The organism is Pseudomonas sp. yb_2 (assembly GCF_043103905.1).
GTDB classification, from domain to species: domain Bacteria; phylum Pseudomonadota; class Gammaproteobacteria; order Pseudomonadales; family Pseudomonadaceae; genus Aquipseudomonas; species Aquipseudomonas alloputida.
Genome location: NZ_JBICKH010000047.1, coordinates 1 through 18,826 on the forward strand (window position 1 = coordinate 1; position 18,826 = coordinate 18,826).

16 protein-coding genes and 1 pseudogene are annotated in these 18,826 nt (G+C 61.0%); 4 read left to right on the top strand and 13 right to left on the bottom strand.

Annotation, left to right across the window (positions count from 1 at the left end):
* Positions 1–47: 47 nt before the first annotated feature.
* Entirely contained in the window at positions 48–1,010 is a 963-nt protein-coding gene (trxB, locus tag ACF8FB_RS11480; protein ID WP_003247318.1) for a thioredoxin-disulfide reductase, read from the bottom strand.
* 330 nt (positions 1,011–1,340) lie between these two features.
* On the opposite strand from trxB, the gene cysZ reads away from it, so the two are divergent.
* Positions 1,341–2,069, top strand: a complete 729-nt coding sequence (cysZ, locus tag ACF8FB_RS11485) for a sulfate transporter CysZ (protein WP_010952022.1) — start codon at positions 1,341–1,343, stop codon at positions 2,067–2,069.
* A 44-nt stretch (positions 2,070–2,113) separates the two neighbouring features.
* Here the strand turns inward: cysZ and ACF8FB_RS11490 are convergent, their stop codons facing one another.
* The 5 genes and pseudogenes from ACF8FB_RS11490 to ACF8FB_RS11510 all read right to left on the bottom strand — a co-directional run.
* Positions 2,114–2,731, bottom strand: coding sequence for a GAD-like domain-containing protein (locus ACF8FB_RS11490; RefSeq protein ID WP_392510209.1), 618 nt, complete (start codon positions 2,729–2,731; stop codon positions 2,114–2,116).
* A 342-nt stretch (positions 2,732–3,073) separates the two neighbouring features.
* Entirely contained in the window at positions 3,074–3,697 is a 624-nt protein-coding gene (locus ACF8FB_RS11495) for a GAD-like domain-containing protein (protein WP_392511354.1), read from the bottom strand.
* 15 nt (positions 3,698–3,712) lie between these two features.
* Complete coding sequence (locus ACF8FB_RS11500; protein ID WP_392511355.1) at positions 3,713–5,050, bottom strand: DUF6861 domain-containing protein; 1,338 nt, start codon at positions 5,048–5,050, stop codon at positions 3,713–3,715.
* A 225-nt stretch (positions 5,051–5,275) separates the two neighbouring features.
* A complete protein-coding gene (locus ACF8FB_RS11505; protein WP_370626866.1) occupies positions 5,276–5,707 on the bottom strand; it encodes a methyl-accepting chemotaxis protein in 432 nt (143 codons plus the stop codon).
* 162 nt (positions 5,708–5,869) lie between these two features.
* A pseudogene (locus ACF8FB_RS11510) lies at positions 5,870–6,613 on the bottom strand (PAS domain-containing protein); the annotation flags it as partial.
* A 157-nt stretch (positions 6,614–6,770) separates the two neighbouring features.
* Here ACF8FB_RS11510 and ACF8FB_RS11515 point away from each other — a divergent pair.
* On the top strand, positions 6,771–7,961 hold the full coding sequence (locus tag ACF8FB_RS11515; RefSeq protein WP_010952016.1) for a glycosyltransferase family 1 protein: 1,191 nt from the start codon (positions 6,771–6,773) through the stop codon (positions 7,959–7,961).
* A gap of 63 nt (positions 7,962–8,024) precedes the next feature.
* Here the strand turns inward: ACF8FB_RS11515 and ACF8FB_RS11520 are convergent, their stop codons facing one another.
* The gene (locus ACF8FB_RS11520; RefSeq protein ID WP_004575870.1) at positions 8,025–8,507 is read right to left on the bottom strand and encodes a glutathione peroxidase; all 483 of its coding nucleotides are present in this window, start codon (positions 8,505–8,507) and stop codon (positions 8,025–8,027) included.
* A gap of 145 nt (positions 8,508–8,652) precedes the next feature.
* Entirely contained in the window at positions 8,653–9,138 is a 486-nt protein-coding gene (locus ACF8FB_RS11525) for a peptidylprolyl isomerase (protein ID WP_003247325.1), read from the bottom strand.
* Here ACF8FB_RS11525 and ACF8FB_RS11530 point away from each other — a divergent pair.
* Both ACF8FB_RS11530 and pta read left to right on the top strand, forming a co-directional pair.
* Positions 9,137–9,439, top strand: a complete 303-nt coding sequence (locus ACF8FB_RS11530) for a DUF3565 domain-containing protein (protein ID WP_010952015.1) — start codon at positions 9,137–9,139, stop codon at positions 9,437–9,439. The genes ACF8FB_RS11525 and ACF8FB_RS11530 overlap by 2 nt on opposite strands.
* A gap of 31 nt (positions 9,440–9,470) precedes the next feature.
* A complete protein-coding gene (gene pta / locus ACF8FB_RS11535) occupies positions 9,471–11,558 on the top strand; it encodes a phosphate acetyltransferase (protein WP_392511356.1) in 2,088 nt (695 codons plus the stop codon).
* A 79-nt stretch (positions 11,559–11,637) separates the two neighbouring features.
* On the opposite strand, the gene ACF8FB_RS11540 is transcribed toward pta, so the two are convergent.
* The 5 genes from ACF8FB_RS11540 to ACF8FB_RS11560 all read right to left on the bottom strand — a co-directional run bounded on the left by ACF8FB_RS11540 (position 11,638) and on the right by ACF8FB_RS11560 (position 18,629).
* Positions 11,638–12,357: an OmpA family protein gene (locus ACF8FB_RS11540; RefSeq protein WP_003247328.1), complete on the bottom strand. Its 720-nt coding sequence runs from the start codon at positions 12,355–12,357 to the stop codon at positions 11,638–11,640.
* Between the two features lie 109 nt (positions 12,358–12,466).
* On the bottom strand, positions 12,467–13,111 hold the full coding sequence (locus ACF8FB_RS11545; protein WP_020192733.1) for an MBL fold metallo-hydrolase: 645 nt from the start codon (positions 13,109–13,111) through the stop codon (positions 12,467–12,469).
* Positions 13,112–13,455: 344 nt separating this feature from the next.
* Positions 13,456–14,148, bottom strand: coding sequence for a sensor histidine kinase KdpD (locus tag ACF8FB_RS11550; RefSeq protein ID WP_010952009.1), 693 nt, complete (start codon positions 14,146–14,148; stop codon positions 13,456–13,458).
* Positions 14,145–15,752 (bottom strand): tetratricopeptide repeat-containing response regulator, encoded by a 1,608-nt coding sequence (locus ACF8FB_RS11555; RefSeq protein ID WP_003247330.1) that lies wholly within the window; start codon positions 15,750–15,752, stop codon positions 14,145–14,147. The genes ACF8FB_RS11550 and ACF8FB_RS11555 overlap by 4 nt, the downstream gene beginning before the upstream one ends.
* A 159-nt stretch (positions 15,753–15,911) precedes the next feature.
* On the bottom strand, positions 15,912–18,629 hold the full coding sequence (locus ACF8FB_RS11560; protein ID WP_392511357.1) for a LuxR C-terminal-related transcriptional regulator: 2,718 nt from the start codon (positions 18,627–18,629) through the stop codon (positions 15,912–15,914).
* Between the last annotated feature and the right edge of the window lie 197 nt (positions 18,630–18,826).

An 18,826-nucleotide genomic window follows, 5' to 3' on the forward strand; every position in this document is an offset into this window, starting at 1 on the left:
CTTGGCCGGTTTTTTATTGGGGGCGCTTTGCACCCCTTTTTCTCAGATCAGAACGAGGCGTTGGCCAAACCGTCCAGGTAGCGCTCGACATCCAGCGCCGCCATGCAGCCCGCACCGGCCGAAGTGATGGCCTGGCGGTAAACGTGGTCAGCCACGTCGCCAGCGGCAAACACACCCTCGACGTTGGTAGCGGTGGCGTTGCCTTCGCGACCGCCATTGACTACCAGGTAGCCGTCTTTGAGGGTCAGCTGGCCTTCGAACAGCGAAGTGTTCGGGGTGTGGCCAATGGCGATGAACACGCCGTCGACCTTGATTTCGTCGCTACTGCCGTCGTTGTTCTTCAGGCGCGCACCGGTTACACCCATGTTGTCACCCAGCACTTCGTCCAGGGTGGCGTTGAGCTTGAGCTCGATCTTGCCTTCGGCCACACGGGCGTTCAGCTTGTCGACCAGGATCTTCTCGGCGCGGAAGGTTTCGCGACGGTGTACCAGGGTCACTTTGCTGGCGATGTTGGCCAGGTACAGTGCCTCTTCCACGGCAGTGTTACCACCACCGACCACGGCGACCGGCTTGTTGCGGTAGAAGAAACCGTCACAGGTGGCACAGGCCGAAACACCCTTGCCCATGAAGGTTTCTTCCGACGGCAGGCCCAGGTAGCGAGCGCTGGCGCCAGTGGCGATGATCAGCGCATCACAGGTGTACTTGCCGCTGTCACCCTGCAGGGTGAACGGCTTGTTGGCCAGGTCGACAGCGTTGATGTGGTCGAAGACGATTTCGGTTTCAAAACGCTCGGCGTGCTCTTGCATACGCTGCATCAGAGCCGGGCCGGTCAGGCCGTGGGGGTCGCCCGGCCAGTTGTCGACTTCGGTGGTGGTGGTCAGCTGGCCACCCGCCTGCATGCCGGTGATCAGCAGCGGCTTGAGGTTGGCACGGGCGGCATACACCGCAGCGCTGTAACCGGCAGGGCCGGAACCGAGAATGATGACGCGCGAATGACGTACTTCAGACATGTCGAACTCCTGTCGAGCGGGCCGCAGGGCCGGCATCGGTGTACCGGCTGCGCCAGCCAAGAAATTAAAAAGGACCCACGCAGCACTTGGGGAAGGCTAAAACGCGCAGGCCCGCAAAGCGAAAAGTTGAGCGCACTGTAGCGAGGTCGCAAAGATTAAGGAAATATCCTTAGACAATCCACCTCATAGGCATCGCCTATGCTGCGATTTCATCGATAAACAAGCCCCGGGCGCTTTTGTTACATCCCGTTTCCCGCCCACGGCGTGCCTTTCGTCGGCGCGGCAAACTCGGTAAGGTCAGCGCGTTTTCCTTCTCTGCGGAGTCTCTAGATGCAAGCCCCTGTCCTCTCTGGCCCCCAATACCTGCGCGAAGGCCTGAAACTGGTGCTGAGCCCCAACCTGCGGTTGTTCGTGCTGCTGCCTCTGGCGGTCAACCTGTTGCTGTTCGGTGGCCTGATCTACTTCGCCGGCCACCAGTTCGGCCTGTGGCTCGATGCCCTGATGCCCACGCTGCCTGACTGGCTTAGCTTCCTCAGCTACATCCTCTGGCCGCTGTTCGTTGCCTTGCTGGTGCTGATGGTGTTCTTCACCTTCACCTTGGTGGCCAATATCATTGCCGCGCCGTTCAACGGCTTTCTGGCGGAAAAGGTCGAGGTGGTAGTGCGTGGCGAAGACACCTTCCCAGCCTTCAGCTGGGGCGAGCTGGCAGCCATGGTACCGCGCACCTTCAGCCGCGAAATGCGCAAGCTGGGCTACTTCCTGCCACGCGCCATCGGCCTTTTCGTCCTGTCGCTGATCCCGGTGGTCAACGTGGTGGCTGCGCCGCTATGGCTGATCTTCGGCGTGTGGATGATGGCCATCCAGTACATCGACTACCCGGCGGACAACAACAAGATGAGCTGGCAGGACATGCTCGCCTGGCTGCGCCAGAAGCGCTGGCAGAGCCTGGGCTTTGGCGGCATCACCTACCTGGCGCTGATGATTCCAGGCGTGAACGTGCTGATGATGCCGGCGGCAGTGGCCGGGGCTACGTTGTTCTGGGTGCGGGAGCGGAGCTGAAGGAGCGAGGGGCTGCAGGGCAGCCCCTTTTTGCGGATTGCTTTTTAGAAGTCGGAGAAACTGTAGGGTTCGAGGGTGGCAATCTGAGAAAGCAGTATTAGATGTTCCACTGCCTTAACCTTCTCGAGGTTAGCAAGGTCGCTTGACCCGCCGAACGCCAAGGCTGGAACGAACCCATACATTTCATCATGCTTTAGCATGCCCAATTTCTTCTTTGCGGGCTCGAACATACCATCAAAGTCAACAGACGCCTTCTCTTTGCCAAGGAAGAAACCTTGCACTTCCCTGTCCATATCCGCCGCCGTCAACTCATATTCACTGCCCCTGTATCGTGAAATATGAGCCAAAATCTTTACTGAGAAACCCGTTTTCTCTCCAAAGAGATACAGGTCACCAAATGCGCCGCGAGCGATCAGGTGGTATCTATCCCGCTTCTCCAATATTGTGCCTTCGATAAGCGAGGCAGTTACCCCTTCATATTCCTGGGGGTTGACAGTCCAAAATATCCCGTCACCATACCCGCACCAACCGTGCTCACTCCAATACGCTAACAATTTGTTCGGCAAGATCCCTCTGTATCGATCCAGACTTGAGGGAGGAACCTCCTGTCGAAAAAACGGCTCACCAACTTGCTCTACAAACAGGGAAAAAACCTCATCCACGGTGAAACCCTCAAGCGACTAGCATTCATGGATTGTGCAAAGCTGCTAGAGATGACAGGGTTTCCTTTGCCTGCTTCACCGAGAGCTTTCTAGCTTCAATGGCATTCATAGTTATCATAAGATCTCTCTGAATTCTCTCCTGCAACTTAGAAGTTCAGCTATTCAGTTGTTACCGTGGGTAAGGCTGGAGATTTTTATCGTTCTTTAGATCGAGCGCCGCGCAGGCGAAACTCGATCCCATGGCCATTACAAATTATCAAAGACTCAACCGACTGGAAAACTGTTCCACTACATCCATCACCCGGGCGATTTCCTCGGTGGCGGTGCTGGCTGACTGCGGCATTAGTCTGGCTGCTCGGAAAAAGAGTAAGGTTGAAGATCTGTCAATTGCGCCAGAAAGATCAAGTGTTCAACAGCGCTGACTTTTTTAAGATGTTGCAGGGAGTCAGCCCCGCCCAGCATGAGCGCGGGGAAAAAGCCGTACATCTCGTCATGTTTAAGTCTACCCAGTTTTTCCTTGGCGGGATTGAAGAGACCATTGAAATCCATTGACTCCACTTCTCTTGACAAAATAAAGCCTTGAAGCTCAGTATTTAGTTGTTCCTTTGTGAATTCAGTTCGATAAAATATGTACTGAGCCCCAACGCTTGTTATCTCCAATGAAAAGCCAGTTTTCTCTCCCCAAAGATACAAGTCGCCGAAGGCACTTCTCGCAATCAAATGATAGTTGTCGTGCGAAGCAAGTTCCGTGCCTGCGATCCAGCAGGAAACTACGGCGTCATATTCTTGCGGATCGACTAGCCAGAATATGCCCTCACCGTAGCCCCCCCACCCATGCTCGGACCAATATTCCAAAAGCTTGGGAGGAAGCTTGTCTCTGTATCTTTCGATTGTGGAGCCAGGTACTTCCCGGCGGTCAATCGGCGGACCGAAACTCTCAATCAAATTGGCAAATACTTTATCCATTTCAACCTTCTCACCTTAGCACTTATGTAATTTGACATTCATGCGGATTGAGCCTCTGGACTCCAGGGGTACCCTTTCGGCCGCTTTCTTTAAGTTGGGTATCCTGGTTTTCCATTGGGCGCCTATCACTGAGTTTACCTGGCGGTCCCCAAAGTCCGATATGACGTCTCTACCTCCGGCGACGAGATCCGGATTGTGCAGTGCTGCTGTAATTGACATCCGATTTCTGGCTTTTTCTATTGCAACCCGTTGCGCTTCAAATGGGCCCATGGTTTTCCTGAGCTCTTTTTCAATTTTTTCCTTGATAAATTCTTGCTCCTTTTTTCTCGCTCTCTGGGCGAGCCCTTTATTGCGCTGATTTGGGTTTTTAACTTTTTCCAAAAATTCTTCAACGGTCATCCAGTTGAGCCCGTCTTCCTGGCCATTCAACTGTCGTTTGAATTCGCCTATTTTGTATTCCGGTACTTTATCAGCTTTGAAACATTCAACGTTATGCAATGCCATCGCGCCCGGATGGGTCTTTGTTGGTGCTTTCCTGGGCTGATTCGGGCTAACGGGCTGCGGATCATCCATCGCCCCCTTGCGCCGCTCCGGCACCTGCAGATCCGGCCGTTTCTTCAACCCCTCTTCATGCTGGAGCATCCATTGCCCCAGCCGCGCGCCTTTGCGGCTGGCCGCCATTTCCTGGGCCAGCACCCGGGCATCGCCGCGCCCGCGGGTGAGGTACGACACAATTGCCCCCAACAACAGCACCACGACTTCCACATGGCCTTGGGCAATCTGATGCGTGGCCCGGGATATCGCATAGGGGTCGTCCCGGCAGAACGGGCCGGTGCCTTCATTGCCGCAGGTGCCTTCCCAGGCGAAGCGGATGCCATCGACGTAGTACTCGCCGATCCGCGGCAAGCCCTCGACGAAGAACTCGGCGATGGAAGCCAGCCCCAGCGCGCCAAGGATCCAGCCGCTGACCTTGAGGCCCATGGCCGCGCCTGCGCCGGCGAACGGAATGGTTCCGGCGCCGCCGGCGAATGCGCCTACCGTCGCGCCAAGCAGGCCACCGGTAATGGTGCTGCCGACGACGATCATCGCCATCTGCTGCACGACCCTCAGCAGTTCGTCGACGATGCTGTTGATGTCGAGGTCGGCGAAGCGCTGGCGTAGCAGGTGCGCCGCCTGCCATTCGGCGTGGTAGAAGGCTGTGCGGACAGCTTCGATCCGGCGCAGGTTGAGGCCCAGTGAGGCGACCTCTTCATTGAGGCTGGTGCGGAACTGGCCACCGCTTGGGTAGCCCACCATGGCGATGACACGTGACTCGATCTCGTGCCAGGAGGGCACGAGGTAATCCAGGTACATGAGGTGTCTCCCTGACAACGTGTGCAGGGGGAAATCCCATCATGGATTCGGATCGGAGGTTTCTGAGTCAGTTGTAGGAAAATGCGACTTCGTTTCCGGCATGCTCGGCGAAGTTCAGCTGTTCAGTTGTTGCTGTGGGTAAGGCTGGAAATTTTTATCGTTCTTGAGATCGAGCGCCGCGCAGGCGAAGCTCGATCCCATGGCCATCACAAACCCCAAGCCATATCAAAGACTCAGCCGGCTGGAAAACTGCCCCACCACATCCACCACCCGCTTCGCCCCGTCCTGGATCTCGACAATTACGCTGCCCGTCTCATCCGCCAGCGCCAGCCCCTGTTCGGCTTGGCGCTTGCTGGTGTCGATGATCGACACCGCCGCCTGCGCCAGTTGTTCGTTCTGCTGTACCACCCGGGCGATTTCTTCGGTGGCGGTGCTGGTGCGAGAGGCCAGTTGGCGCACTTCGTCGGCAACGACGGCAAAGCCCCGCCCTTGCTCGCCCGCGCGGGCAGCTTCGATGGCCGCGTTAAGGGCCAGCAGGTTGGTCTGCCCGGCAATGTCGCTGATGGTCTTGATGATCGAACCGATCACCCGCGACTGGGTATCCAGCGCCTGGATGCCGTCGGCGGCCTCTTGCATCGAAGCCTCCAGTCCACGCATCACGGTGACAGTCTGGGTGACCACTTCGGTGGCCTTGCGAGCACTGACATCGGTACCCAGCGAGGTGTTGTAGGCGACATCTGCCGCCTCGGCCACTGCCAGCTCCTGGTTGACCTGGTCGGTGATCACGGTGGCGAACTTGACCACCTTGTACAGCACATCGTGGGCATCGAAGATCGGGTTGTACGAGGCCTCCAGCCAGATCACCCGGCCATGGGCATCGATGCGCTTGAAGCGCTCGGCAATATATTCGCCACGGCGCAGCCTTTCCCAGAACGCTTGGTAGCCAGCCGAGTTGACCTCCTGCGGTTCGCAGAACATGCGGTGGTGCTTACCGCGAATCTGCTCCAGGCGATAGCCGACGGTGGCCAGGAAACGATCGTTGGCAGTGAGAATGATGCCGTCGAGGTCGAACTCGATCACCGCAGTCGAGCGCATCAGGGCCTTGATCAGGCTTTCGTGCTCGCGTGAGGTCTCGATGGTTCGCGTGAGGTCGCTGGAATGCAGGGTGAAGTACTTGATGCGCCCCTCGCTGTTCTTCACCGGCTGCAGGATCGAGCGCAGCCAGGCTTCCTGACCATTGCCCCGCAGAAGACGGAACGCACCGTTCAGGTGTTCACCACGGCTGATCGCACTTTTCATGCGCTGGTAGAAGTCCAGCGACTTTACGTGGGCGGGGACGATGTCCTCGATATTGCGTCCAAGCAATTGTTCGGCACGGTAGAGCATCTCGCTCTCGAAATTGCCGTTGACCATCTCGATCCGTCCCTGAGGGTCGAGCTGCAGCACCAGCATCTCGCTGTCGAGACTACTCTTGACCTGTTCGATGGACATCAGGTCTTCGCGCAGTTGCCGGATTTCTTGCTTGAGCTTGTTGTTGAACATCACCGCTCTCCTGGAGCGCATCACGTAGTCGAATGCATCTTCATCGGCTGCCGGCTACACCTTCTTGAGTGCTGTGCGAGGAAATATTCATAAAGGCAAAAATGCCGGCAGTCAGGCGTCATCTTTACGTCACAAGGCGGTCACATTAGCGCAACCCGGCAGGCGGAAACTTTTTGTCATGAATACACCCGCCCTACGTATTACCCTGGTCAGCGAAACCTTCCCACCCGAGATCAATGGCGTGGCCAACACCCTTGGCCGCCTCAGTGATGGGTTGCGCCAACGCGGCCATGAGGTCGAGGTGGTGCGCCCGCGCCAGGCCGGCGAAGGGCACGTGCACAACGATCCGCAGCTGATGCTGTGCCGTGGCTGGGCGCTGCCGGGCTACCCGGGTTTGCAGTGGGGCGAGGTGTCGATGCACAAGCTGTTGCGCCGCTGGCGCCGGCAGCGCCCGGATGTACTGTACATCGCCACCGAGGGGCCGCTGGGGCTCAGCGCTCTACGCGCGGCCCGACGCCTGGGGGTGGCGGTGGTCAGTGGCTTTCACACCAACTTCCCGCAGTATTCCGGCCAGTACGGCCTGGGCCTGCTGGCGCGCCTGCTCACTCACTACTTGCGCTGGTTCCATCGGCGCACGGCAATCACCTTGGTGCCGAGTGCCAGCCAGCGCCTGGAGCTGGAGCGTCGCGGTTTCGAACGCCTGGAGTTGCTGGCCCGAGGGGTCGATGCCTGCCTGTTCAATCCGGCCCGGCGCAGCCAGGCCCTGCGCGAAAGCTGGGGGCTAGGCCCGGAGGACATCGCCGTACTGCATGTCGGGCGGCTGGCGGCGGAAAAGAACCTTGGCTTGCTACGGCCTTGCTTCGAGGCATTACGCAAGACGTATCCACAAAAGCGCCTGCGCCTGATCATGGTCGGCGACGGGCCTCAGCGCACCAAGCTCGAACAAGAGATACCGGACGCCGTGTTTTGCGGCGCCCAGCGCGGTGAACGACTGGCCGAGCACTATGCCAGCGGCGACCTGTTCCTGTTCCCGAGCCTGACCGAGACCTTCGGCAATGTGGTGCTCGAAGCCATGGCCTCAGGGTTGGCGGTAGTTGCTTATGACGAGGCGGCCGCCGCGCAGCATATTCGCCATGGCCACAGTGGCGCGCTGGCGATGCCGGGGGACCAGGCGGCGTTTGTCGATGCAGCGTGCTGGTTGCTGGAAGAAGTGGAGACCTTGCGCAGGGTGCGCCTGAATGCGCGACAGCATGCCAGCCGCCAGGGCTGGCCGGCGATTGTCGAACAGTTCGAGGGGTATCTGAACAGCGCATGCCGGCAACCTGGTGCTACGGCTGGGCGTTCTGCGCAATGTTTGCAGCGCCTGTGAGATCCAGCGCCGCCCGCGCGGCACTCGATCTCACAGGTGCCAAAACATCACGTCAGGCACTCTTCAGGCCAGGGCTTTCTCGATGGCCTGCACCACCGCTGGGTCATCCGGCGCCGTGCGCGGCGAGAAACGCGCCAGCACCCGGCCATCCTTGCCCACCAGAAACTTCTCGAAATTCCAGGTAATGTCACCGGGGAACTCGGCCCCCTCCCCTGCCAGCAGGCGGTACAACGAATGGCGCTGCGGCCCGTTGACCTCCAGCTTGCTCCCCAGCGGGAAACTGACCCCGTAGTTGAGGCTGCAGAAGTCCTGGATTTCCTTTTCGCTACCCGGTTCCTGCCCGGCAAACTGGTTGCACGGCAGGCCAAGCACATTGAAGCCCTTGTCCTTGTAGATCTGGTAGAGGTTTTCCAGGGCCTTGTATTGCGGCGTCAGGCCACATTTGGAGGCAACGTTGACCACCAGCACCACTTGGCCCTTGAAGGGTGCGAGGGGCAGCTCTCCGCCGTTCAGCGCTTCCAGTTTCAGGTCGTGAAATGCACTCATGATGAAATCCCCTCTCAGGTTCCCGGTTGCCGTGCAGGCGAATTCCGCCCACTAAAAAGGCGCTCGTCCAAACCGTTCACCTCCCGTAGGAAGGCAAATCGGCTTGCCCGAGCGCCTGGCGACTTTCTGAGCTTAGCGCAGAAAATCAGTGGTGATGGCCACCTTCACCGTGGATGTGACGGTGAGCGATTTCTTCGTCGCTGGCGTCACGCACGTTCACAACCTTGACCTGGAAGGTCAGGCGCTGACCGGCCAGTGGGTGGTTGCCATCAACGGTGACGTCGTCGCCGTCGATGTCGCGGATGGTGACGATCTGCATCTGGCCGTCCGGCGCCGAAGCGTGGAACTGCATGCCCACTTCCAGCTCGTCGACACCTTCGAACAGGCTACGGTTCAGGGTGCTGACGAGTTCGGCCAGGTACTCGCCGTAGGCCTCTTCAGGTTCAATGGAAACGTTCAGTTCGTCACCAGCCTGCTTGCCTTCCAGGGCTTTTTCCAGGCCCGGGATGATGTTGCCGGCACCGTGCAGGTAAACCAGCGGCGCGCCACCGGCGGAGCTGTCGATGGTCTCCCCGGCGTCGTTGGTCAGGGTATAGTCGATGGAGACAGCCTTGTTGGCGGCGATCAGCATGGGGCAAGACCTTTTGCAAAAGAATGTAGAGCGGACAAGTGTAACCTTGCCATCGTCCGATTGCGAACGTGGTGCAGACGAGCAACGGCCCATCAGTCGGATCAACGGCTTTCATCAGGACGAAGAAGGCCACTGGGTGGCGGAACTTTCGTGCGGCCATACCCAGCACCTGCGCCACCAGCCGCCGTGGCAGGCACGCCCCTGGGTGCTCGACCCGGCACAACGTGCGCAACACATCGGCCAGCCTTTCGCTTGCGGCTGGTGCGCACAAGGGGCCGATAGCGCTACCCTTGACCGCTAATTTCTTGCACCGCTTATTTCGAGAAGCACGCATGCAGACATTTTTCATTGCGCCGACCGACTTTGGTGTCGGCCTGACTTCGATCAGCCTGGGCCTGGTGCGCACCTTGGAGCGTGCCGGCCTGAAGGTCGGCTTCTTCAAGCCTATCGCCCAGCCCCACCCGGGTGACACCGGCCCCGAGCGCTCCACCGAACTGGTCGCCCGCACTCACGGCATCAAGCCACCGGTCCCACTGAGCCTGGCCCACGTCGAGCGCATGCTCGGCGATGGCCAACTGGACGAGCTGCTTGAAGAAATCATCCGCCTCTACCAGCAAGCCTGCGTCGGCAATGACGTGGTTGTGGTCGAGGGAATGGTGCCCACGCGCCACGCCAGCTACGCAGCGCGGGTCAACCTGCACCTGGCCAAGAGCCTGGATGCCGAGGTAATCCTGGTATCGGCCCCGGAAAACGAAGTGCTCAGCGAGCTGTCTGGCCGGGTCGAACTGCAGGCCCAACTGTTTGGCGGCCCACGCGACCCGAAAGTGCTGGGGGTGATCCTCAACAAGGTGCGTACCGACGAGAGCATGGCGGACTTCGCCACCCGCCTGCGCGAGCACTCGCCATTGCTGCGCGGTAATGACTTCCGCCTGCTTGGCTGCATCCCCTACCAGCCCGAGCTGAACGCACCGCGGACCCGCGATGTGGCCGAGCTGCTCGGCGCCCAGGTGCTCAATGCCGGCGATTACGAGCAGCGGCGCATGAGCAAGATCATCATCTGTGCACGCACGGTGGCCAACACGGTCCCGCTACTGACCTCGGGCACCCTGGTGGTAACCCCGGGCGACCGCGACGACATCATCCTCGCTGTCAGCCTGGCAGCGATCAATGGCGTCCCCCTGGCCGGCTTGCTGCTGACCAGCGACAGCAAGCCTGACGTGCGTATCCTTGGCCTGTGCCGCGGTGCCCTGCAGGCCGGCCTGCCGATCCTTTCGGTCAGCACCGGCTCGTACGACACCGCCAACCAGCTCAACTCGCTGAACCGCGAAATCCCGGTGGACGACCGCGAGCGTGCCGAGTTCATTACCGACTTCGTCGCCAGCCACCTCGACGCGGCCTGGCTGCACCAGCGCTGCGGCACGCCGCGCGAACTGCGCCTGTCACCGGCAGTGTTCCGCTACCAGCTGATCCAACGTGCGCAGCAGGCCAACAAGCGCATCGTCCTGCCAGAAGGCGCCGAGCCACTGTTGGTGCAGGCCGCAGCCATCTGCCAGGCCCGCGGCATCGCCCGCTGTGTGCTGCTGGCCAAACCCGAAGATGTTGACTCCGTGGCCCGCGCCCAAGGCATCACGTTGCCGCCAGGGCTGGAGATTCTCGACCCCGAACTGATCCGCGGGCGCTACGTGGAACCCATGGTCGAGCTGCGCAAAAGCAAGAACCTCAACGCACCGATGGCCGAGCAGCAGCTGGAAGACCCGGTGGTGATCGGCACCATGATGCTGGCCCTGGACGAAGTGGACGGCCTGGTCTCTGGCCTGGTGCACTCCACGGCCAACACCATCCGCCCGGCCCTGCAGCTGATCAAGACCGCACCCGGCTCGAGCCTGGTCTCGTCGGTGTTCTTCATGCTGTTCCCCGAGCAGGTGCTGGTGTACGGCGACTGCGTGATGAACCCGCACCCAAGCGCTGCCGAGCTGGCGGAGATTGCCCAACAGAGTGCCGCCTCGGCGCAGGCCTTCGGCATCGCGCCACGGGTGGCGATGATCAGCTATTCAAGCGATTCGGCCAGCGATGAAGAGGTCGAGAAAGTGCGCGAAGCGACACGCCTGGCACAGGACGCGGCGCAGGAGCTACTGATCGATGGGCCGTTGCAGTATGACGCAGCGGCCAACCCGGCGATCGCCCGAGAGCTGGCGCCGGCTAGCCCGGTGGCCGGGCGCGCCACGGTGTTCGTGTTCCCCGACCTGAATACCGGCAATACCACGCACAAGGCGGTACAGCGCAGTGCCGACGGGGTCAGCCTGGGGCCGATGCTGCAGGGTTTGCGCAAGCCGGTGAACGACTTGCCGCGAGGGGCGCAGGTTGACGATATCGTGCATACCATAGCCCTGACGGCGATTCAGGCCAGCGTGGCGCGCTAAAAGCAGAGGCTTCTTTGCAAGCCTTGTGGGAGCGGGACTGCCCGCCCCCACAGAGCCGCAAAGCGGCCCTTAAGGTCAATCAGGGATACTGCTGAACCTGACCTTGCTGCTCATACTGCTGACCCGGAATCGGCTTCAGGTTCACTTCCACACGGCGGTTCTGCGCACGACCATTGGCGTCAGCGTTGCTGGCGATCGGCTGGTCCGGGCCCATGCCACGTACAGAGATACGCGAGGCATCCACACCCTGCGAAGTCAGGTAGGTGCTGACCGCCTGCGCACGGCGCTGGGACAGGTCCATGTTGTGCTGGCGGCTGCCCGTGCTGTCGGTGAAGCCGACCACTTCGATGGTGTTCTGGTTGAACTGCTTGAACGAGCCAGCCAGGTTGTTCAGTGGCGAGTAGAAGCTTGGGGCGATGTTGGCCGAGTCGGTGGCGAAGGTGATGTTGCCCGGCATGATCAGCTTGATCTGGTCACCCTGACGCTGCACTTCCACACCCGTGTTGGCCATCTGTGCGCGCAGCTCGGCTTCCTGCTTGTCGGCGTAATAGCCGTAACCTGCAGCGGCAGCACCCACTGCTGCGGCACCGATCAGGGCCCCCTTGCCACGGTTGTTGTGGTCGATGGCGGCACCCGCGATGGCACCGGCCAGCGCGCCCAAACCGCCGTACTTGGCAGTCTTGCTCATCCCTGTGGAGCCCTGCGCCTGACCCTGGTTGTCGTAAGGGTTCTGGCCGGCGCAGCCGGTCATCAGTGCAGCGGCGGTTGCGACGATAATCAGACGACGCATGGTGAACATGGACAAGCTCCTACTGAAATTCATAAATGCGGCAGATCCCAAGGGGTTCTATGCCAGCCTTGGAACGCATCGGCAACGAAAAATTCCATGAAAGTGCCTTCATGTGCCATCAGGCACGCACGAATGGGTTTTCACGCATCTCGTCGCCCAGACGGGTGTCGGGCCCGTGGCCGGTCACCACGACGGCCTCTTCGTCCAACCGGTACAGCCGCTCCTTGATGGAACGCACGATTGCCCGCTGGTCGCCACCCCACAAATCGGTGCGGCCAATACCCCGGCGGAACAGGGTGTCACCGGCAATCAACAACTTGGCGTCGGCGAACCAGAAGCTCATCGAGCCCGGGGTATGGCCTGGCGTATGCAACGCCACACCGCAGCCGCAGGCCAGTTCTTCGTCATCGCCCAGCCAGCGGTCCGGTGCCGGTACCGGGGTGTAAGGTACGCCGAACATCTGGCACTGCATCTCAAGGTTGTCCCACAGCATCTGGTCGTCCTTGTGCAGGTGCAGCGTGGCACCCGTCAGCTCCTTGAGCTTGCCTGAGGCGAGGAAGTGGTCGAAGTGCGCATGGGTGTGGATGATGCTCACCAGCGTCAGGCCGTGGACCTGCAGGCGGGCAAGGATCTTGTCCACATCACCACCCGGGTCGACGACCATGGCTTTCTTGGTCAGGGGGTCGCCGATCAGCGTGCAGTTGCACTGCAAGGGGCCGACGGGGAAGGTTTCGCGGATGAGAGCAGGCGGGGCTTGGGTCATGGTGTTCTCGCAGGTGAAGCTGGGTTCTGCTGGGTTCTGCTGGGAGCCTGACAGGAAAATGGGGTGGGTGCACGAGGTTCATGCCTTGAGCGAAGTGGCGCCTGCGAGACCGAGCGCCGCCCGCGCGGCGCATCGCGAGCAAGCTCGCTCCTACATTTGTTTCGGGCCAGTTATTCCTGAGGCGGAGGTGCGCGCCACCTTGGTGCCCACCTCGATATTGCGTGGAACAAACAAGGCGGTCGCGCGCGAGGGTGCAGGCAATACTGGCCCGAAACAGATGTAGGAGCGAGCTTGCTCGCGATGCGCCGCGCGGGCGGTGCTCGATCGCCCAGGCACCCAATGCCTCAAGGCAAAAACAACCTGAACAACCCGCCCCCAAGCGCCCCGCCGTTGGAAATCTCGATCCGCCCGCGCACCCCGCCGCTTTCATGCAATGCTGCGATCCGCGCCGCAAAATACAACCCAAGGCCGGTACTGCCGCTGGTCGAGTCGATGCCCTGGATGTAATCCTCCTGGCGCTCGAGCATGTGCTTTGGATAACCCGGGCCGTCATCGTTGACGCAAATGGCCAACTGGTTGTCGGCCTCTTCGATGGTGATCAGCAAGGCGTGCCCGGCAAAGCGGGTGGCGTTGGTGATGACGTTGGCGATCACCGAGGCCACCAGTTCGCGGTCGAAGAAACCCAGCGGGTTGTCGGTGTCGATGCGCCAAGTGGCGAGAATGTCGTTGTGCTTGAGTACTTCCTCGTGCGCCGCCAGCTGAGCTTCGATGAAATCATCCAGCTCATGGTAGTCCGGGCATACCGGCAACTGGTTCACACCCAGTTTGTACAAGCCCAGCAACTGCACCAGCATGCCGTTGAGGTGACGAAACTCATGCTCCATGATCCCCTGTTCGGCACCGCCGCGCAGTTCCTCGGGCAACCGCTCCACCCACTGGCTGTGGGACTGGATCAGCGCCGACAACGAACTTTTGAGGTCGTGCACGGTGGAGGCGATCACCGTGGAAAAATCCAGCCCCTGATTGTCTTGATTCATGCGCCGAACACTCGGATGTGCAGTTTGCGGTAACGGTCATAGCGATTGTCGCTGGCAGGGATCCCGGCCACGCTGGTCAAGGCGTCGCGGCACTCCTGCATGATCGCAGGCTGAGGGTTGTCACCACCGATGCGCAGCAGCGCCTGGGCGGTGTTGAGGGCGATGCTGATATTCTTCGGCTGTAAACCCAATGCCTTTCGGAACAGTTGCAACGCCTCGCCAAGCTGCCCTCCCTGGTAACTGCGCACACCCTGCCGGTTGAGGGTGACCGCTTCGGTAATAGCGTTGAGCACGCTGGGGTCATCCGTCAGCTTGCCCACTTTCTCCATGACCTTGGGGTCATCGCCATAACTTTCCACACAGTTCTTCAGCACGCCGATGGCGGCGGCTTCCTGCCCCATCGCCTGCAATTGCGCAGCGACAGTCAGGGCCGAATCGACAGAGAAGAACTGGTTCATCTTGTCCAGACGCTGAATCGCCTGTTCTGTCAACTTGCCGGCCGTTTCCGGGTCGCCGGCCTGCTGCAGGCTGGCAGCCTTCATCATCCGCGCACGCACCTGCAGGCCTTGGTCCTCGGGGTTTTCCTTGGCCACTTCGCTGAGCGTGGTGTTGATCTCGACCCGGGTACGGGCGTCCAGGCCGAAGCCTGCATTCTTGCTCATCAACGCCTGCACCAGGCCAAGGTTGTTTTCGGCATCCTTGTAGCGCGAACTCTGCCCCTGGTTCACCGCATGACGGAACGCCTTCGATGCGCTCTCGAAGTCTTCGTTCTCCAGCGCCAGCTTGCCCAGCGTCGACTGCCGACGCACCGACAAAGGCGACAGGCGCACGGCTTCTTCAAGCAGGTTCTGCGCGCGCCGGGTATCCCCCTGAGCCACCAGCACCTCGGCCATGCCATCGTAAAGGCCTGGCATGATCGGGAACGCCTTGAGCGCCTGCTCGTATACACCCTGGGCCTGAGCATTCTGACCACGCTTGTGCATCAGTGCGCCCAATGCAGCATATACCCACGGCTGCGGACGGCTGGCCAGGATGGCCTTGAGGAATTTTTCCAGTTCCTCGAAACGGTTGAGGTTGCGCAGGGCATCGGCCCGGTAGCGCAAGCACAAGGGTGCCAGGCGCGGATCCTTCTTGCACAGCTCGGCGCAGGCCGCCAGTACTTCGGCCGGACGGTTGCGGTCCAGCGCCTGCAGGATCGGCTTCAGCAACGTCTTGCGCTGGAACAGTTTCTCGACGCGCTGGGCAAGGCCAACCCGGTTGAACGGTTTGGTCAGGTAGGCATCGGGCTCGTGCTCGATGGCGCTAAGGACAATCGCCTGACTGCTCTCGGCAGTGACCATGATGAACACGCACTCATGGCTGATGTGCTTGTCGATGATCAGGTCTTCAAGCACCTGCTGCCCGTTCTTCTTGCCATCGCCCAGATGGAAGTCCTGCAGGATGAAGTCATAGCGCTTCTGCGCGCACATGCGCAGCGCCTGCTCGCCGCTGTCAGCGGTGTCCACGTCGCGCACGCCCAACTCGCGCAACATGGAACGGGTCGACGTACGAAAGTCGGTAAAGTCGTCGACGATCAGAAAGCTCTTTTGCCCGTACTGCAGCATCAACACGACCTGCCTTGGAATGATTGAAAAATCGCGCGAGGCGATGCCACCGATCGCTGTATCGGCAGCTGGTCGGGAAAGATGAGGGTAGAGCATTGTCGGCCAAAAAATATGGCGTCAGGCCATCACTTTAACGAGCAATGCCCTGCAGGGCCAGTATCACGCCAGCAACCCCAGGGATTTGGCCTTGGCCACCGCCTGGGTGCGCCGCTCCACGCCCAACTTGCTGTTGATGTGGCTGGCGTGGGTCTTCACCGTGTGCAGGGAAATGAACAGCCGCTCGCTGATCTGCTGATTGGAACAGCCTTGGGCAATCAGTTCGAGCACAGCCATTTCGCGGCCACTCAGCGCTTCGCCGTTGCCCGTACTGGCGATTGGCACTGGCGGCAGGTGCTTGAGCAGTTCCGCCTGAACCGGGCAAGCGGCACCTGCCTGCAGTTGTTCCTGAAGCCATTGCGGGTGTTTTTCCAGCAGTGGCTGCATCGGCTGCATCACACCGCCATGCGCCGCTTCCAGCAAGCTTGGCAGCAACTGCGCGGCCTGCCCTTCCTTGCCTTCGTCCAACAGCAGGGAAAGCCATTGGCTCAAGGCGCTGACGGCGAGCATCATGCCGCCACTGGCCTGGCCGCGCTTTACCAGGCATGCCAGGCGTTGCACGGCATCGTCGCTACGCAACTGGATGCGATCAAGCAATGCCTGCTGCAACGCAATGTGCAACGGCAGCAGCGGATGGAATTCCGGTGCCGCCGCCGGCTGCTCGCCGCCATAGGTCTGACCCAGGCGCTGCAGCCAGGACTCCGCCAGGTCGATACGCCCCTGGGCCAGCCACAGTTCGCATTTGACCAGGGTAATCATGGCCAGGTAGTAGACCGGGGGCACATCCCAGATGTGCATCAAGCGTTCGGCCTCGGCCAGTTCGGCAAAGGCCTCGGCAAAGTGACCTTCCCGGCCATCGAGCGTGGCAATCACGCAATGACCAATGAGCACACTGATGTCCCGGCACGCTCGCGCCTCGCCCAGCCCCGCGCGCAAACGCGCGCGGCCCTGAGCCGGCTGCAGACGCGAGACCAGCAAGTAACCTTCGTAAAGCGTCAGCCGCGCACGCACGGCATACAGCCGCTGCGCCGAAAGCCCTTGCAGACGTTGCAGCCCTTGGCGCACTTCGTCCAGCGCACGCAGCACTTCGCCACGGGCATGCAGCACCCGCGCCCGATCGTAATGCGCCAGCGCCTCGAACAAGGGGTTACCGACCCGCTGGGCCAGCTCCAGGGCCTCGCGGTTCCAGCCTCGGGCCCGCCAGAAGTCACCATCGGCAATGGCCAGGTTGGACAGCGTCGACAAACACACCAGCCGCTGGCCATAGCGCTTGCTCGGCAGGCTCTGCAGCGCTTCGCCGCAATAGGCCAGGGTGCGCTCGCGGTCGCCACGGCCACGGGCTATGACCCCACTGAGTGCCAGCCATTGGGCCAGCATCGACTTTTGCGCAGTCGCCGAAGGCGCGGGCAGAAAGCGACTGAGGTAGCCAGCCAGTTCCTCGGCAGCATCCAGCTGGCAAGCCAGCCCCAACGCCCAGCTGTACAGCACGATCAGCCGCGGCGTGCTGATCAACAGACTGTCGGGCAGGTCCATCTTCCAGCGCAGCAACATGCCGACATTCTGCTCGGCCAGCAGTTGCTCCTCGGACAGACTTTGCACCAGGTCGGCGGCAACATCGAGGTGGCCGGCACGCAAAGCCTGCTCCACCGCCTCGTCCAGCAGGTCTTGAGCTTCAAACCAGCGGCAGGCCCGCAAATGCAGAGCGACCTGCGATTCGCTCGCCTGGCGGCTGCGCAGCAGGTCGGAGAACAAATGGTGATAGCGGAACCAGTGGCCATGCTCGTCCAGCGGCACAAGGAACACCTGATGCGCCTGCAGGAAGCTCAGGACGGCGGCGCTGTCGTGGCGGCCACGCATCGCATCGCAAAGCGGAGCGCAGAAACGCTCCTGGCAGGCAGTTTCGTCCAAGAAGGCCTGCACGTCCGCAGGTAGCCTGTCGATGACTTCTTCAAGCAGGTAGTCGCGGATCAGGCCCTCGCCACCATGCAGCGCCTGGGGCAAGGCTTGCTCGTCAGCGCTGTCGCTGGCCGCCAACTGCCAGAAACGCAACCCGGCCACCCAGCCGTCGCTGCGCTGGATCAGATTGTCCAGTGCCTGGCCGCGCAGGCCGGTAGGCTGGCGACCGATCACTGCCAACGACTCATCCGCGGTGAGGCGCAGGTCCTGTTCGTTAAGCTCGACCAACTGCCGGGACAGGCGCAGGCGCGCCAGGTGCCAGCCTGGCCGCTGGCGGCTGGTCACCAGCAACACCAGGCCGGGGGGCAGGTGATTGAGGAAGAACTGCAGGCAACGGTCGAGCACCGGCCCCTGGGCCAGGTGATAGTCGTCCAGTACCAGCAGCAGCGGCGTATCAGCTTGCAGGTACAGCGCCAGCTCGTCGAGCAGGCCGTCGAGCCACTCTTCAAAGGCAAACGGCTGATGGCGCTGGCGCATTTTCAGCAGGCCCATGGCCTGGCCGCCCAGTGCCGGGCAGTATTGCTGCAGGCCTTCAAGCAAGCGCTCAAGGAAGCGGCCAGGGTCGGCGTCCCGCTGGCTCAGGCCAAGCCACAGGCTACGCCAGTGCTCGGGCAGTGTTTCGCAAAACTCGATGGCCAGGGAGCTTTTGCCGAAACCCGCCGGGGCATTGACCAGCAGCAGCCGCCCGCCCAAACCGGCTTCCAGCCGCTGGCACAACCGCAGGCGCGGCACATGGCCGTCTGGCAGCGGTGGCCGGAAGAAACGCCCGTCCCGCAGGCCAAGGGCCTGACTTGCGAATCCATGGGTACGGGACAGATCTGTCATGGCCGGCTCGTTCTGGTTGGAAGACAACGGCGGTATGGATGTTTGCGAGACTAGCCGTTAACGCTGCGCATTTGAAGATGATGGGCGCAATAGGCGCGGAAAAGACTGCGACAAAAAGCAACATGGCTGATGGACAGGGGCTGGGGCGGGGGTTTGGAGAGGTATTCAGGAGGTTGATTGCCTTGCCCGGCCTCTTC